12 protein-coding genes are annotated in these 15,780 nt (G+C 45.3%); 9 read left to right on the top strand and 3 right to left on the bottom strand.

The window, feature by feature from the left end; all coding sequences use genetic code 11:
* The first annotated feature begins 236 nt into the window (after positions 1-236).
* Together MKY42_RS19425 and MKY42_RS19420 are read left to right on the top strand one after the other, a co-directional pair.
* On the top strand, positions 237-704 hold the full coding sequence (locus MKY42_RS19425) for a Fur family transcriptional regulator (RefSeq protein WP_339853000.1): 468 nt from the start codon (positions 237-239) through the stop codon (positions 702-704).
* Positions 705-830: 126 nt separating this feature from the next.
* Positions 831-3,179 (top strand): DNA topoisomerase 3, encoded by a 2,349-nt coding sequence (locus MKY42_RS19420; protein WP_339844045.1) that lies wholly within the window; start codon positions 831-833, stop codon positions 3,177-3,179.
* 89 nt (positions 3,180-3,268) lie between these two features.
* Here the strand turns inward: MKY42_RS19420 and MKY42_RS19415 are convergent, their stop codons facing one another.
* Complete coding sequence (locus tag MKY42_RS19415) at positions 3,269-4,033, bottom strand: HAD family hydrolase (RefSeq protein WP_090899823.1); 765 nt, start codon at positions 4,031-4,033, stop codon at positions 3,269-3,271.
* Positions 4,034-4,076: 43 nt separating this feature from the next.
* Positions 4,077-4,997, bottom strand: a complete 921-nt coding sequence (locus MKY42_RS19410) for an ArsR family transcriptional regulator (protein ID WP_339844043.1) — start codon at positions 4,995-4,997, stop codon at positions 4,077-4,079.
* A 210-nt stretch (positions 4,998-5,207) separates the two neighbouring features.
* Between MKY42_RS19410 and MKY42_RS19405 the strand changes: the two genes are divergently transcribed.
* From MKY42_RS19405 to MKY42_RS19385, 5 genes are all read left to right on the top strand, one after another.
* On the top strand, positions 5,208-6,398 hold the full coding sequence (locus tag MKY42_RS19405) for an MFS transporter (protein ID WP_339844041.1): 1,191 nt from the start codon (positions 5,208-5,210) through the stop codon (positions 6,396-6,398).
* 83 nt (positions 6,399-6,481) lie between these two features.
* Positions 6,482-7,207 carry an ATP-binding cassette domain-containing protein gene (locus MKY42_RS19400; RefSeq protein WP_076289134.1) on the top strand — a complete coding sequence of 242 codons (726 nt, stop codon included), beginning with the start codon at positions 6,482-6,484 and terminating at the stop codon, positions 7,205-7,207.
* 127 nt (positions 7,208-7,334) lie between these two features.
* Positions 7,335-8,552: a hypothetical protein gene (locus MKY42_RS19395; RefSeq protein WP_339844038.1), complete on the top strand. Its 1,218-nt coding sequence runs from the start codon at positions 7,335-7,337 to the stop codon at positions 8,550-8,552.
* Entirely contained in the window at positions 8,545-9,243 is a 699-nt protein-coding gene (locus MKY42_RS19390; protein WP_063562821.1) for a response regulator transcription factor, read from the top strand. The genes MKY42_RS19395 and MKY42_RS19390 overlap by 8 nt, the downstream gene beginning before the upstream one ends.
* Complete coding sequence (locus tag MKY42_RS19385; protein WP_339844036.1) at positions 9,240-10,733, top strand: HAMP domain-containing sensor histidine kinase; 1,494 nt, start codon at positions 9,240-9,242, stop codon at positions 10,731-10,733. Before MKY42_RS19390 ends, MKY42_RS19385 begins: the two co-directional genes overlap by 4 nt.
* 102 nt (positions 10,734-10,835) lie before the next feature.
* Here the strand turns inward: MKY42_RS19385 and MKY42_RS19380 are convergent, their stop codons facing one another.
* Positions 10,836-12,062 carry a glucose-1-phosphate adenylyltransferase gene (locus tag MKY42_RS19380; RefSeq protein ID WP_090899808.1) on the bottom strand — a complete coding sequence of 409 codons (1,227 nt, stop codon included), beginning with the start codon at positions 12,060-12,062 and terminating at the stop codon, positions 10,836-10,838.
* 159 nt (positions 12,063-12,221) lie between these two features.
* On the opposite strand from MKY42_RS19380, the gene glgB reads away from it, so the two are divergent.
* Together glgB and glgA are read left to right on the top strand one after the other, a co-directional pair.
* Positions 12,222-14,279, top strand: a complete 2,058-nt coding sequence (gene glgB / locus MKY42_RS19375; RefSeq protein ID WP_256222122.1) for a 1,4-alpha-glucan branching protein GlgB — start codon at positions 12,222-12,224, stop codon at positions 14,277-14,279.
* Positions 14,276-15,718: a glycogen synthase GlgA gene (gene glgA, locus MKY42_RS19370; protein ID WP_339844033.1), complete on the top strand. Its 1,443-nt coding sequence runs from the start codon at positions 14,276-14,278 to the stop codon at positions 15,716-15,718. Before glgB ends, glgA begins: the two co-directional genes overlap by 4 nt.
* Positions 15,719-15,780: the final 62 nt, after the last annotated feature.

Below are 15,780 nucleotides of genomic sequence, written 5' to 3'. Positions count from 1 at the left end.
AAACTCTCGCAATTAGCGGGGGTTTTTTGTTGTTTTATGAGATCCAGAGACGTTCAGCAACAATTATTTTAGACAACTGTGAGGTATAGCATTGCTTTTTATCTCATAAAGATTTATTATTACATTATAATTATTATAAATAAGAAATGTAATGACACTTCATTGAAAACTACACGAATTGTGAAATTATAATATCCGGAGGTGCAATCTTTATGGCAAGTAACCGGGACAAATCCATTTCAGAACAGATTAATGACATTAAAAAACAGTTGGTTGCAAAAGGTTATAAGCTGACGCAGCAACGAGAAGTTACGGTACGTGTGCTACTTGAGAATGAGAAGGATCATTTTAGCGCAGAGGAAGTATTTCTGCTGGTCAAGGAACAATTCCCCGAGATTGGCTTGGCTACGGTATATCGTACACTTGAATTGCTTAGTGATCTTCAGGTTGTAGAAAAGATTAACTTTGGGGATGGTGCTGCGCGCTTCGACCTGCGAAGTACCGACGGCTCACACCACCATCATCACTTGATATGCACAGAATGTGGCACTGTAGAAGAGATTATGGAGGATGGCTTGCTTCGTTTGGAACAACAAATTGAGCGGCAGTACGGATTTGCGGTTATAGACCATCGGCTTGATTTTCAGGGCGTATGCAAAGAGTGCAGAGCAAAGCAGGCTTTGAATGAACAGGCAGCAGGGTAAATCCAATTGGGGAGGATGCTCCCGCAACCAAAATCTGATATAATAAGTTTCAGAAGCAAGGGGCTTCCGTGGGCGGAAGGCCCCTTTTTGCCGTCATGTGGACGGTGAAGGAGGAGAGATGGACGGATGAAGACACTGGTTATTGCGGAAAAGCCCGACATGGGCCGAACCATTGCCGCCGTCATAGAACCAAGAGCCAAGAACAATCGCAATTATTTGGAAGGTGAGCATTACATTATCACCTGGGCGATTGGCCATCTATTGGGACTTGCTGAACCGGATGCCTATGATTCAAAGTACAAGCGCTGGAATATCGGCGATCTGCCGATCATTCCGGATCAGTTCAAGATTGTACCCAACCCCAGAACGAAAGATCAACTGAAAATGATCGGAGAACTTGCGAAAAGAGCCTCGGCCATCGTTAATGCTTGTGATGCAGGGCGAGAGGGACAGTATATTTTTGCCTTAATTCAACAGCAGTTGAAGCTGCGTCAGCCTGTCAAACGTCTCTGGATATCGGATCTGACCGCAGAGAGTATTAAACGTGGTTTTGACGGTTTGAAAGACGCCTCGGAATTTGAGAATTTGACCCATGCTGCCCGGGCTCGTAGTGAAGCGGATTGGTTGATTGGCATGAATGCGTCCCGGGCTTTCACTACACGACATAATGCCCTGCTCTCTGTAGGCCGGGTACAGACTCCGGTACTGGCCTTGATCTATGATCGGGAAATGGAGATTGAAGCGTTCCAGTCCCAGACCTTTTATGAAGTAGCCGCATGGTTTCGTCAGGAAGGAGTGGAGTACAGGGGCTTACGTCAAGGAGACAAGCTGACCGACCCCGCCGTGGCTGAATCGATTGCGACCAGTGTGAAGGGGAAGAAGGGACAGATTACCAAGTACGAAGCAAAACAGACCAAGGAGTATCCATACCGGTTGTATGATCTGACCCTTTTGCAGCGTGAAGCAAATGCCAAGTATGGATATGGGGCGAAGAAAACGTTGGATATTGCACAGGCACTTTATGAGAAACATAAGGTGATCTCTTATCCACGGACAAATTCAAACTACGTTACGGAACAGAATATTGAAGGGATGCACAAAACGCTGAATTTGCTTAAAAACGGACCTTATAGTGAGCTGGCGCAAGGAGCGAAACCTGAACTTGTTCATAAAGGAAACAAAGGTGTATGTAACCCGTCCAGAGTTGAGGATCACCATGCGATCCTGCCTACATTGAAACGACCGGGTACGTTATCCAAGGATGAGCAGAATATCTATGATCTGATCGTAAGACGTTTCTTATCCCATTTCTATCCGCCAGCAGAGTACAAGCAGCATACCGTGCTCACTGACGTTGAGAAGCACCAGTTCAAGACCTCTGTGAAAGAACTGCTGTCACTGGGGTGGAAGGTGGTACTGGGATCTTCAGATCAGGAGCAGACAGGCAAGAAAAAGACAAAGAAAAATAGCAACGAAGAAGAGGAAGCAGAGGAATGGACGGATAAGGCTTTTGCCGTTCAACCTGAGTTGCCTGTTCAATGTACCAAAAGTGAATTCAAGGAGAAGGCGACCCAGCCTCCCAAAAGTTACACTGAGGGAACGTTGCTGAAAGCAATGGAGAGTGCAGGGAAACAGATCGAGAATGAAGAGCTGCGTGATGCGATGAAAGACAGTGGACTGGGTACACCTGCGACACGTGCGGCAACGATAGAACGACTTAAAAACGTGGGTTACATTACGATGCAGGGTAAAAAGATGCAACTGACGTTGAAGGGCCGGACAGCCATTGAATTGATCCGCAAGGCAGGCGTAGATCTGTTAACCTCGCCTGAAATGACAGGTCAGTGGGAAAGAAGATTGTATCAAATTTCCAAAGGTGAAGCGGGCCAGGACAAGTTTATGGAGAACGTCAAGAAATTTACGATGTCCATTATTGATAAAGTACGTGTGCAGGCACCGGCACCAGCGGATGCTTTTGGTGAAGATACACGTGGAGGACGGGGGAAAGGCAAGGGAGCCAAAACCCAGAAAACCAGCAACAGAACAACTTCCACCAAGACATCAGGTACTGGCTCAAGTACCCGTGCAGGTTCGAAGACTTCACGTCAAACGTCGGAAACGTCATCCAGAACTGGCAGTGTCGCGAACGCGACGGCACAAACTCGATCTTCGACTTCCAGTCAACCGGGCGTTCGTGAAACGCTGGCATCTTGTCCATCACCGGGTTGCACCGGTCAGATTATTGAAGGCAAGAAAGGTTATGGCTGTACACGCTTTAAGGAAGGCTGCGGGTTTGTCATTTGGAAAGAGTACGTCGGCAAAAAAATCACCAGTACGATGTTGAAAGCGTTGATTGAAAAGGGGAGTACTCAGGTACTGGCTTTTAAACGAAAAGACGGAAGTACGGTGAAAGCACGTATTATTTTGCAGGATAAGGCAACAGGCAAACTATCTGCGGAAAAGCAGGATGCATAAGGCTTTGGATGTAAAAGCAGAAAGAAGAACGTGCAGCCTGATATACCAGCGCAAATTCAAATATTATTAAACCAATAAGAAAAGGACCCTTACCCAAGGGTCCTTTTCTGTTGCTGCTGTTGTATATTTTCATGGATGACCTTCGGTACCTCTTCCAGGGCCGTGATGGTATACATCGATGTCTCGGGATTAGGTTGAAGCTCCACCATATTGTATTGCCATTCGTTAGGCTGCTTGATATATATGCTATGGATACCAGCCGTCACTGCTGGCATGATATCTGTGCGCAGTGAGTTACCAATCATCCACGTTGCACGACGATCAAACGGGCCATTTGAGAGAATCCCTTCCAGCGCTTCAATGTTCTTATGCTGCCGAATGTAGATCCGGTCATCGAAATAAGCCGAGAGCTTCATCTGGTCAATCTTCCGCTGCTGAATTACGGTTTCTCCTCCTGTGTACAGATACAGGGCATGTCCAGCTGACTTAAGATTCTCCAGCGTTTCGACCATATGCGGATAAGGCTCAACCTCTTGGTCATATACACTCATTCCTAATTTGGTGAGGTAAGACTCTTCTTGATGAGAGGTTGGCTTTGAGAACTTCTGGGAGAAGTAACGGTAAGTATCAATAAGGGATTGCGGGAAATGGTGACTTGCAAATCCCAGTTTGTTAACCCCGGTTACATCGATCTCCAGCTGCTTCTCCCTAATTTGTTGAACCGTTAGGGCATGTCCGTCAAACCACTCCTGCATGTTCTCGAAGAATTCACCAAGCACCAGGTTGAAATATTTATTGCAGTACACGAGTGTATCATCGAGATCAAACAAAATATGTTGTTTTATTATTTTCATATCCAATTCACTCCTTGCAGCAGCAGCACAGTTGTTCATATTTTTATATGCGAATATAGGATTCCAGGAACATGTTCAATTCAGATACGCCATCCGGTCGAATACTGTATTTCTCTTTCCGATTACTGCCGAGCAGATGGGTTCGCAGCAGTCCAGCGATGCGCAGTGCCATAACCTGATCTTTAACCATATCCTCGTCTTTGCCCAACTCTTCACACATTTCGGCGAGCGACTTCGGTTCACCTGACACGTAGCGGAGCAGACGGAGTCTTTCCGGATCAGCCAGGGCATGTGTGAAACGAAGCAGACAGGTCGGTGGTTGGTCTTCATCCTCTTCCGGTGCGTCTACAGGATACTGCATGATCATCATGCCCTCATAGAAGCAGTACATATTAATAGGACGGTTGTGGACGGTTGGAAACAGGATAACTTCATCCAGTCCAGGCATCGGTTCAACCAGAACACCCGCAGTAGCGTATTCAATAAGGAGTTCAGGCCCCATTTTATCAAGCAGTACGCGTTTCTCTTCAGCGTCTTCCTCGAGCCAGGTACGATAATCCTCACTCAAATTCTGGCAGTAATGCTGATCCCAGAGTCGTAAAAGTGGCACATAGCTATCCCGAATACGTGTAGATTCTTCTATTGTAAGATGGGGAAGCAGAACAGATACGCGTGCGAACAGCTCTTCGGCTGTCAGTCCAGCAAGCATATCCAGAAAATCAATATTCTCATTAGAAGTGTTCCGATAGGCCGCCCATGCAAATAATACATCAAAGTCATCAAAAGGCCAGGTGGCAGCAGGTGCGAGCGCTGCTCGAACATTGGAACTTAGTTTGCCTTCCACCTCAATGATCCATTCGGGGCCAACATCCAGATGTTGAATCCATTTCTTCGTTACATAGACCAAAAAGCTGTTGAGCATTTCATATATCGGTGAAACATCGATTTTAACATGATAAGCCATATGATGCAGAATCCTCCCGTCACATCTAAATGTACGCAGCGACTTAAGTACTATTATGGCTTGTTTTGCAGGGCGTTGTCCACTATAATGTTCAAGTCCGGGGCAAAACCCCAGGCTTAACCATGCATGATCAATAGAATAGATATAACATCTGAAAGGTCGTCAGTGATGGCGATTTTTCTTTGTATGCTTGCAGGAGGAATGATTTTTGTGTCATCTATAACCACCCCCAAATTATCACATTCTACATCAAACTATCTCATTCTGATTACCGTTATTGTTGTGGCGGGGATCAGTCAGGGCCTTTTATTACCGGTGCTCTCGATTTTTTTGGAGCAAAAGGGAGTCTCACCGGGTTTAAACGGATTGAATGCAGCCGCACTGTACGTTGGCTCTTTTGCCATGACCTTGGTGGCCGAACGATTGCTGGGAGCTATTGGTTTCAAAAAGCTGATTATCGGCGGACTGTTATTTGTCATGATTCCCCTGATTCTGTTTCCTTATTTTCCGGATATCAAAATTTGGTTCATATTGCGTCTCGTCGTCGGAATCGGGGATAGTGCACTCCATTATTCTGCCCAATTATGGGTACTACTGGTGACCGCACCCGAAAAACGCGGACGTTACATCTCTTTATATGGCATGTCTTATGGTTTAGGATTCAGTATTGGCCCATTGGGAATCAAACTGCTTGGGTATGGAGATGCCGTTCCATTCTGGGTATTATTCGTATGTATGGCTGCTGTACTTATCCTTGTATTAATGAAGCTTCCCGATACGAAGCCGGAAAAGGCTGAACATGGACAATTGCCTGAACGCCGTTTCCGTCGGAGCTTGGCCTGGGCGTGGTATGCGCTGTTGCCTGCGTTATTGTACGGGTACATGGAAGCCGGGATGAACAGCAATTTTCCGGTATACGGACTGCGTATTGGTCTGGATGCCAATCAGATATCGTCCTTGCTGCCTTTTGTCGGAATCGGTGGTCTGTTCCTGCAATTACCGCTAGGCATGTTGAGTGACCGTTATGGACGTAAGCAAACATTAATGTTTGCTGGTATTACTGGGGGGATCATCTTCATGCTGGTTCCTGTTGCGGGCACACATTTCTGGTGGACACTTGTGCTGTTGACCATAGCAGGCGGTTTGGTAGGTTCATTTTTCTCGCTTGGCCTGGCTTATGCCGCAGATATTTTGCCAAAAGCGCTCCTGCCTGCAGCGAATGTGGTGGCCTCATTTCATTTTACAATTGGAAGCATCATTGGACCGAATCTGGGTGGGCAAGTGATCAATTGGATTTCACCAGGAAGCATGTTTATTTTGCTTGGATTCATGTATCTTCTTTTTGGTGCAGCAGGTGTATTATTTCGTCGTAAACCTATGCTCGAATCTGTGGTAAAATAGAAGCTGGTGTTCGCATGGAAATTGATGTCCATTTCCGAGTACACTAGTAGTAGGGAAAAACATGGACAAGAGGAGACATCGCGATGATCAGAGTTGAGGGTTTAAGCAAATCCGTTGGAGCGGACCGGGTTCCGGTTCTGCGGGATATACGGTTCGATATGCAACAGGGAGAAATGATCGGTGTAGTAGGCTCGAGTGGCAGCGGGAAAAGCATGCTGCTTAAATGCCTTGCTATGATGGAAAAATGGGATAGTGGTCAATTTACGGTGGACGGCGCCGAGATTATAAAAGAAGGTTGGTCCGGAAAACGGAAAATTAAACGGGAATGGGCATACTTGGAACAGAATCCGCAATTGTATCCGAGACGTACAGCTTTGAAAAATGTATTGATCGGTCGGTCTGGTCAAACCCCTTTGTGGAGAATGGTAACAGGTATGGTTCGTTCGGATGATTATATGGGTGCGATGGATTATCTGGAAGGGCTCGGATTGCTGGATAAAGCACACCAGACGGCAGAGAAGCTCAGTGGTGGCGAGAAGCAGCGTGTTGCAATTGCCAGAGCGCTCGCGCATGGTGCCAAAGTTGTTTTGGCAGATGAGCCTGTCATCGGACTTGATCCTCATACCGCAGATACGGTGCTGGAAACGCTGCGCAAATTGTGCGAAGAGGAACGAGCTACCGTGATAGCAGTATTGCCGATTGAAATGGCAGAGAAACATGCGACCCGCATCTGGGGTCTTGCGGAAGGCAAAATTGCTTTTGATATACGTGGACGTCGCTTGACACAACAAGAAAAAAATATGATTTAAACTATTGAAAAGAGTGATGAATTTGCTTAATTCACGGTGGGGGCGCCTGTTAGCGGGGGGAGCAGCTATAATTGTACTCGGCTCCGTTCTTAGCGGATGCACTGTCCTGAGTGATCCCAAGCTTTTAATGAAACAACCGATGATGTCGATGGACAAGGAGAGACTTCTTACTATTGTACAGAAAGAACAACCCCCTGAAAGCCAATTAATTCGGCCCAAAGACTTGAACAACACAAGCATGATACGGGTGGCAGATTTGGATGGGGATGGAACCCGAGAAGCCATTGTTTTCTACGAAACTCCGAGCGAAAATGTGCGGATTCATGGCATGCTTCTCGAAGAACAGGGTGATACCTGGGTGAAAAAACTTACTTTTGATGTTCCAGGAAATACCTTGCAATCGTTTAAACTGCTGGACATCACAAACGATGGCAATCCTGATATTGTTCTTGGAGTGAGCCTTGAAGCGCAGAAAGCCTTAATGGCCTATTCCTATAAAGGAGGGGCCCTTGAACAGGTGATGGGCGGTGTACCTTATAATGAATTAATTATTGATGATTTGCAAGGGAATCCTTTGGATCTGAACGGGGACAAAAAAAATGATTTTGCAATCGTTTCGCTCAATACTAGCGGATTTGCCTCCATTGCTCTATATCAATATGATGATGGCAGCTTCAAGGAAGTAGACCGAATACAAACAGACTATACAGTAAAAGAATTTTATAATGCACTTGGTGGTCAAATTGCCAAAGATAAAGTGGGCTTTCTATTGGATGCTGAATTGGATGACCGAAGTACGTTTACACAGATTGTGTATGTAAAAGACAACAAACTGGTGTATGCATTCAATTCCCCTGATCAAACTTATAGAGATGACAAAATTTTAAGCGGTGATTTTAATAATGATGGTATTATTGAATTTGGATTGAAGGAAACACCCAGAGGCTGGGAACATTACGTATTTGATGCTCGGATGTGGTTCTATACTTTCTATCAATGGAATGGTAAGGATGGTAAAGATTTCGTATCCTTCCAGTATCGTGATGATGCGAATGCATTCCATCTTAACCTGAAAACGGATTGGTACGGAAAAGTTACGATAGATACCAAATCAGAAAAGGGGAAATATATTCGTTTCAAAATGATTGATACGGATGAAACGGTGGGTGAAATTAAATATTTCACACTTACGCAGTGGGAACAAGACAAGGGTAAAGGGTGGAAAGAAATTACCAAATCAAATGATCGAGTGATTGCCTATCGTAGCGCACAATCTGCGAATAACGATGGTGGATTACTGGACAATATGTCGCATCTGAACAGAAAGGACGAACTTAATGAGTAAAGTACTTATTCTTGAGGATGAAGAATCCATCCGCAGTTTTATTGTTATCAATTTGAAGAGAAACGGGTTCGAAGTGCTTGAAGCGGGGGACGGACATGAAGCGCTTCGTATTTTACAATCCGTACCAGATATTGACTTGGCTTTGCTGGATGTCATGGTTCCTGGAATTGACGGTTTTGAAGTGTGTCGACGAATCCGTGAAACGAATGAACGTCTAGGAATTATTTTCCTGACAGCCAAAGTGCAAGAGCAGGACAAGGTATATGCGCTATCCGTTGGGGCAGATGATCACGTAAGTAAGCCGTTTAGTCCAACCGAGCTTATCGCACGTATACAATCTTTGCTTCGCCGGGTCAATGTTCACCGGGAGACAGCTGCAAAGGTAACGTTCCAATCAGGGCCGTTCTCGCTCGATCTGATCTCCAAGCAATTCAAGAAACAAAATGAATTAATTGAGTTAACACCAACTGAATTTTCCTTGATTCAATTTTTCCTAGAAAAAGAAAACACACCACTCAGTCGTGATGTGCTGCTGGATCATGTGTGGGGCAAAGAGTATATGGGTGATCCCAAAATCGTGGACGTAAACATTCGCCGCTTGCGTCAGAAAATTGAAAACAATCCTTCCGAACCTGAGTACCTGCAGACTGTATGGGGACACGGGTACAAATGGAAGGGCCGGGATCAATGATCAAAAAAGGCATCACACGGCAGATCGTACTACATTACTTTATTGTAGTTTTTCTGGCTCTGCTGTTGGTCGAATTCGTATTTTTGATTGCAGTGCAAAGGTATTATTACGAGAGTATTTATAATACGATTAATCAGCAGATTACTTCGACGAATGATTTTAAAGAGACGTTATCTCGTACGGACGAGGCTAATAATTTATCGTATTTGCTCGCCAATTTACAATTGGGTAGTACCGAGCTGCAAATCCTTGATATGGATGGCCGAGTCTTAGCTAGTTCAACTGCTTTTGAGTCCGAGCATGCCGTTCTTCAAACGAGTGATATATCACAGGCCATGAACGGAAGCATAGGCCGTTGGGTGGGTAGACAACCCCTTACGGGTGAGCAAGTCATGGCTGTATCCCACAAGCTAGATTTGGGTGGCGAAAATACGTATATTGTGAGGTATCTCACCTCGCTGGATATGGTTAATTCCAAGCTTCTGGTTATGGGACTGCTTGCCGTTGCTGTAGGCGTGGCTGTACTAGTCATTGTTTTAATTATCAGTATCGGAATGGCGAATTCAATTGTGCGACCCCTCAATAACATTACAGCCGTTTCGGCTCAAATGGCCCGGGGACGTCTGGATGTCAGAGTTAAAGGGAATTACAAGCACGAGCTTGGTGAACTTGCATCTACATTGAATTTCATGGCACATGAGATTGTACGCAGTAACCAGATTAAAGACGATTTTATTTCATCTATTTCGCATGAATTGCGGACACCTCTGACCAGTATCAAAGGGTGGAGCGAAACCCTGGATTCAGGCGGGTATGATCCCGATGAAACGAGAATTGGAATGAGTATTATATCCAAAGAAACCGAGCGATTGATCGGTCTTGTTGAAGAAATGCTCGATTTCTCCAAATTGCAGCAAAATCAGATGAAGCTTGTAAAAGGCTCGGTCAGCATTCGAGAAATTGTTCAGGAAACGATGTTGAACGTCTGGGCCAAAGCGGAGCAAAAGCAAGTACATCTCAAGCTGGACACAGATGAGACGCGTGCGTTTAACGTATTTGGGGATGGCAATAGGCTGAAACAGGTCTTTCTTAATCTGGTTGACAACGCGATTAAATTTTCTCATGAGAATTCGTGGATTTTCCTTTCTGTCAAAGAAGAGAAGGGTCAGATCATAGCTGCTGTTCAGGATACGGGTATTGGTATCAGTGAAGAACATTTAATCAAGGTACGTGACCGGTTCTTCCAGGTAAATCACCAAAACGGGGGGACTGGGCTGGGGCTTGCCATTACGCAGGAACTTGTGGAACTGCATGACGGCACAATCACGATTCAGAGTGAGCTTGGGTCGGGAACTACAGTTACCGTTTCTTTACCAGCATTACCTGAAGAAGAGGCTGTGGTGAGTGAAGCTCATAAGCGTAACAATGACTCTGAAGAAGTTCAGGAGACACATGCCCAGCAGACAGAGTCCGATAAGGAAGAAACATAATCTTTTGTTGGCAACATTAAGGCTGCGTATTATTGCTTGAAATAATGTTGGGATTTACCGTACCAAAAAGGCGAGCCATATGGCTCGCCTTTTCTTTATGCTTTATGAAGAAAGTTCACCAGCGCGCAAACGCCCGCTTTTTTCATAAACATCTTTCAGTATACGCACAGGTTGCGTGCGCACAGCCGGTTTGGCGGAAACAATCTCATTCGGTCCAACAACCACGATTTCATCCGCCGTGCCTTTGACAATGGCGCCGTCTTTGATGATGGCACCTTCACCAATGATGGCGCGTTCGATGTGAACACCGCGACCTACCCGTGCATTTGGCATAATCACGCTATCTTTAACCTCAGAACCTTTACCAACCTCGGCTCCGCAGAAAATAACAGAACGTTCCGCACGGCCATCAATAGCGCAGGATTCATGGATCATGGAGTGCAGGAGCTCAGCGCGTGTATGACGTGCTTTGAATGCACTCGGTTTAGTTCTCCAGTCACGAGTAAACATCGGCCAATCTTCTTTTTGCAGGCTCCAGTCTTCATCGTTATGAAGCAGATCCATGTGCGCATCCCATAAACTCTTCACGGTACCCACGTCTTTCCAATAACCATTGAAGTTATATACGAAGAGAGGGGTATTTTCATTCAACATTTGAGGAATCACATCTTTACCGAAGTCATGGCTGGATTCCGGATTTGCGGCATCTTCGATTAAGTGGCGCTTCAGGTATTCCCATTTGAACATGTAAATGCCCATGGAAGCCAGATTGCTTTTTGGTTCGGCCGGTTTCTCGGCAAACTCAGTCACTCTCAGATTCTCATCCGCGGCCATAATGCCGAAGCGATGGGCTTCCTCCCAAGGAACCTCCATAACGGAAATGGTCGCTACCGCTTCATTGGCTGTATGAGCTTCCAGCATTTCACGATAATTCATATGATAAATATGGTCGCCCGACAAAATTAGAACATTTTCGGGGTTTTGTTGGTCAATATAGTCCATATTTTTATAAATAGCATCCGCGGTTCCCAAGTATTCGTCATTTCCTGTATGATAAGATGGAAGTAAGGAAATTCCTGCCTCACTTGAAGTACCATGTCCCCAAGGTTCTCCTCCACCAATGTGATCATGTAATGAATCAGCTTGATACTGCGTCAGAACACCTACGGTGTCGATTCCTGAGTTTACGCAGTTGCTGAGAGGAAAATCGATAATCCGGTAGTGCCCGCCAAACGGTACAGCGGGTTTTGCGATACTTGAGGTTAAAGGGGCTAATCGCTTCCCTTCTCCTCCCGCCAACAGCATAGCGATGCAATCTTTATTAAACATAATCGTTTCCCTCCCAAGATATTTGTCCAGTGTAGTACATACATAAACGCAATGCGGAGCTATTGAAACGATGTATACTGTAAAAATCCTGAAAAATTACAACATTTTTTTACACACCGCATTTTTCTTTTCAACTTGGCTAGAATGGGGTAATGGTTAATGTTATATCTATTTTCTGGAGAAGAAGGTGATCTCTTGGCCATTCAACCGTTAACAAACCCGGAAATTTCGCCGGAGCACATTTATTTGTTTCATGAAGGAAACCTTCATCACAGTTATCGAATAATGGGCGCACAGCCTGCGATCGAAGATCATCGTCAGGGGTACCGTTTTACTGTGTGGGCTCCGAATGCCACAGAAGTAGGACTGGCTTTAGATCGTAATGGATGGAAAGGTGAACAGGAACCTTTATATAAGATACCCGATTCTGGATTTTGGAGTCGTTTTATTCCGGAAATCAGTGAAGGAACTTTATACAAATTCCGTATATTAACGGAAGATGGTACCGAATTGCTGAAAGCTGACCCTTATGCTTTCCAGGCGGAAGTACGTCCGCGTACGGCATCCGTCACCAGCTCCATTGAAGGTTACAAATGGAATGATGGCGCGTGGAGACGCAAACAACGAGGCGTGTATAACAAACCTCTACATATTTATGAAATGCATGCTGGAACCTGGAAACGGAAAGAAGACGGAACTCTGTACAGTTATCGTGAACTTGCAGACTTGCTTGTTCCTTATTTATTGGAGATGAAATATACCCATGTTGAGATGATGCCCCTGAGTGAACATCCTTACGATCTTTCGTGGGGGTATCAAAATACAGGATTTTATGCGCCAACCAGCCGTTATGGGCAACCTAAAGATCTGATGTATCTGATTGATACGCTACATCAGGCAGGAATAGGCGTATTGCTCGATTGGGTCCCTGCACATTTTGCCAAGGATGCTCATGGCTTGCGTTTGTTTGATGGAACGCCTTTGTATGAATATGCAGACCCACTGTTAGCAGAGAGACCAGGCTGGGGCACCCTCAGCTTTGACTACTCTAAACCAGAGATTCGTTCGTTCTTGATCTCTAATGCGTTGTACTGGATGGAGATGTACCATTTCGACGGACTGCGGGTTGACGCCGTAACCAGCATGCTTAAGTTGGATTTCGAAAAGCGGCCAGGACAATACCGAACGAATAACGAAGGTGGCCTGGAGAACAAGGAAGCTGTTGCTTTTTTGCAGCAGTTGAATGAAACGGTCTTCAAGTACTTTCCCTATGCACTGATGATGGCAGAAGAATCCAGTGCATGGCCGATGGTTACTTCGCCAGTAGATCAGGGTGGGTTAGGGTTTAACTACAAATGGAACATGGGTTGGATGAACGATACCCTTGACTACATGGAATCGGATTTTCACGAGCGTCCTTCCAAACATCATTTGCTGACATTCCCGGTCGTATACTCCTTTGCAGAAAATTACGTGCTTCCTCTGTCGCATGACGAGGTCGTTCATGGCAAAAAGTCGCTCCTAGACAAGATGCCAGGAACATACGAGCAGAAGTTTGCCGGCATGCGTGCCTTTATGGGGTACTTTATGACCTTCCCAGGCAAAAAACTGCTGTTTATGGGTGGAGAATTCGGCCAGTTTATCGAATGGAAAGACGAGGATCAACTGGACTGGTTTTTGCTGAACTACGACAGTCACCGTAAACTCCACAAGTTTGAACGGGATCTGTCCGAGCTATACTTGGGCGAAAAAGCTTTGTGGGAGCTTGATCATTCCTTTGACGGTTATGAATGGATCACTCCGGATGATCAGGACCAAAGTGTCATTTCATATGTGCGCAAAGGAAAAAAACCTGCGGATACACTCCTTGTGCTCATTAACTTTCAGCCAGTCAAGCGGGAGCGTTACCGGATTGGTGTCATGCGTCCCGGTATGTATACCGAAGTTCTGAACAGTGATCATTCCGATTACGGCGGATCAGGCATTATCAATGATATGCAGCTTACTACTGAAAAGATTCCTTTTCATGGGCAACCACATAGTCTGGAAGTTGTTTTGCCACCGCTAAGCGTAGTTATTTTAAAAAAGAACACACGTCGGAAAACGGATGCATTGCCCCTTGAAGTTCAATCCGTCAGAGAAAAAGCCAGTACCACTAAAACCAGTAAAACAAAAGATAGCACTACAGTTAAACCCAAAAGGAGGACGAAGGCATGAATATTCTATTTGCTGCTGCTGAAGTACATCCATTTATCAAAACAGGAGGCCTTGCTGACGTCATCGGCGCATTACCACAGGCATTAAAGAAAAGTGGGGCAGATGTTCGTGTTATTTTACCCAAATACAAGGGCATTGCGGGTGAGTATAAAGAAGCGATGGAGCCTGTCATCACAACAGATGTTCCTCTGGGTTGGCGCAGACCTTATTGTGGAATCGAGATGCTGGTTCATGACGGAATTCCTGTCTACTTTGTAGACAATGAATACTATTTTGGACGAGATGGCGTGTATGGGTATATGGATGACGGGGAGCGTTTTGCCTTCTTCAATCGTGCTGTTCTCGAGGTGCTGCCGCAAATTGAATTCAAGCCGGATGTGCTGCACAGTCACGATTGGCATGCAGGCATGATTCCTTTATTACTGGAGGCTCATTATGCGCATGATTCCTTCTACAGTGACATGAAAACCGTTTTTACGATACATAACCTGTTATATCAAGGTGTGTTTCCACATGATTTATTCAGTGATCTGCTTGAGCTGGATGATCGGTATTTCACGGTGGATGGGGCAGAATATTATGGCAATGTCAATTTTCTCAAAGTAGGAATCGTTTTTGCGGATCATGTAACAACTGTCAGCCCTACCTACGCCAAGGAAGTGCAAACTTCCTATTATGGCTATGGTCTGGATGGGTTGCTCAGCTCATTGGGCGATCGTTTCAGTGGGATTGTGAACGGTATTGATACCAAGAGTTACAACCCCGCAACGGATCATAAAATTGCGGTTAAATACAGAACCAGCCTGTCCAAGAAAATCGAGAACAAGATCGAGCTGCAAAAGGAATTAGGATTGCCTGTACGTCCGGATGCTCCACTAATGGTGATGGTTACAAGGCTTGTGGATTCCAAAGGGTTGGATCTGGTGTGTCGTGTATTGGATGAATTATTGTATTATGACGACATTCAGTTCGCAGTATTGGGTACTGGGGATCCGGCTTATGAGCACTGGTTCCGTGAGGCAGCTAATCGTTATCCGCTAAAAATGTCTGCTCAGATTACGTTTAATGATGGGTTATCCCGCCGTTTTTATGCAGGCAGTGATCTGTTCCTGATGCCATCGAGGTTCGAGCCATGTGGCATTAGCCAGCTGCTTGCACTCCGTTATGGCAGTGTACCGCTTGTCCGGGAAACAGGGGGTCTGAACGATACGGTGCAGGCATACAATGAATTCAGCGGAGAGGGGAATGGATTCTCCTTCACCAGCTTTAACGCACATGATATGATGAACACCATTCGCCGTGCTGAAGAATTTTACCGTCAGCCCGAGCACTGGAAAAAAATCGTGAAAAATGCAATGAGCGGAGATTATAGCTGGAACGTCTCAGCAGAAGAGTATATGGATATTTATCGCCGCATAATGCTTGAATCTGTGAAATAGATTTGCACAAATCAGCCGCAGTATATTCGTACTGTGGCTTTTTTGTACGATCATAAGGAGGA

Origin of the sequence: Paenibacillus sp. FSL W7-1088 (assembly GCF_037969855.1) — a bacterium.
Taxonomy (GTDB): Bacteria; Bacillota; Bacilli; order Paenibacillales; family Paenibacillaceae; genus Paenibacillus.
Note: the sequence above shows the minus strand (reverse complement) of the source record. Positions and strands in the feature narration are given on the sequence as shown.

Bases quoted from the DNA above. Each gene is read 5' to 3' on its own strand.
- MKY42_RS19420 (WP_339844045.1), top strand. From the start codon at position 831: ATGAAGACACTGGTTATTGCGGAAAAGCCCGACATGGGCCGAACCATT.
- MKY42_RS19415 (WP_090899823.1), bottom strand. From the start codon at position 4,033: ATGAAAATAATAAAACAACATATTTTGTTTGATCTCGATGATACACTC.
- MKY42_RS19410 (WP_339844043.1), bottom strand. From the start codon at position 4,997: ATGGCTTATCATGTTAAAATCGATGTTTCACCGATATATGAAATGCTC.
- MKY42_RS19400 (WP_076289134.1), top strand. From the start codon at position 6,482: ATGATCAGAGTTGAGGGTTTAAGCAAATCCGTTGGAGCGGACCGGGTT.
- MKY42_RS19395 (WP_339844038.1), top strand. From the start codon at position 7,335: ATGAAACAACCGATGATGTCGATGGACAAGGAGAGACTTCTTACTATT.
- MKY42_RS19390 (WP_063562821.1), top strand. From the start codon at position 8,545: ATGAGTAAAGTACTTATTCTTGAGGATGAAGAATCCATCCGCAGTTTT.
- MKY42_RS19385 (WP_339844036.1), top strand. From the start codon at position 9,240: ATGATCAAAAAAGGCATCACACGGCAGATCGTACTACATTACTTTATT.
- MKY42_RS19380 (WP_090899808.1), bottom strand. From the start codon at position 12,062: ATGTTTAATAAAGATTGCATCGCTATGCTGTTGGCGGGAGGAGAAGGG.
- glgB (WP_256222122.1), top strand. From the start codon at position 12,222: ATGTTATATCTATTTTCTGGAGAAGAAGGTGATCTCTTGGCCATTCAA.
- glgA (WP_339844033.1), top strand. From the start codon at position 14,276: ATGAATATTCTATTTGCTGCTGCTGAAGTACATCCATTTATCAAAACA.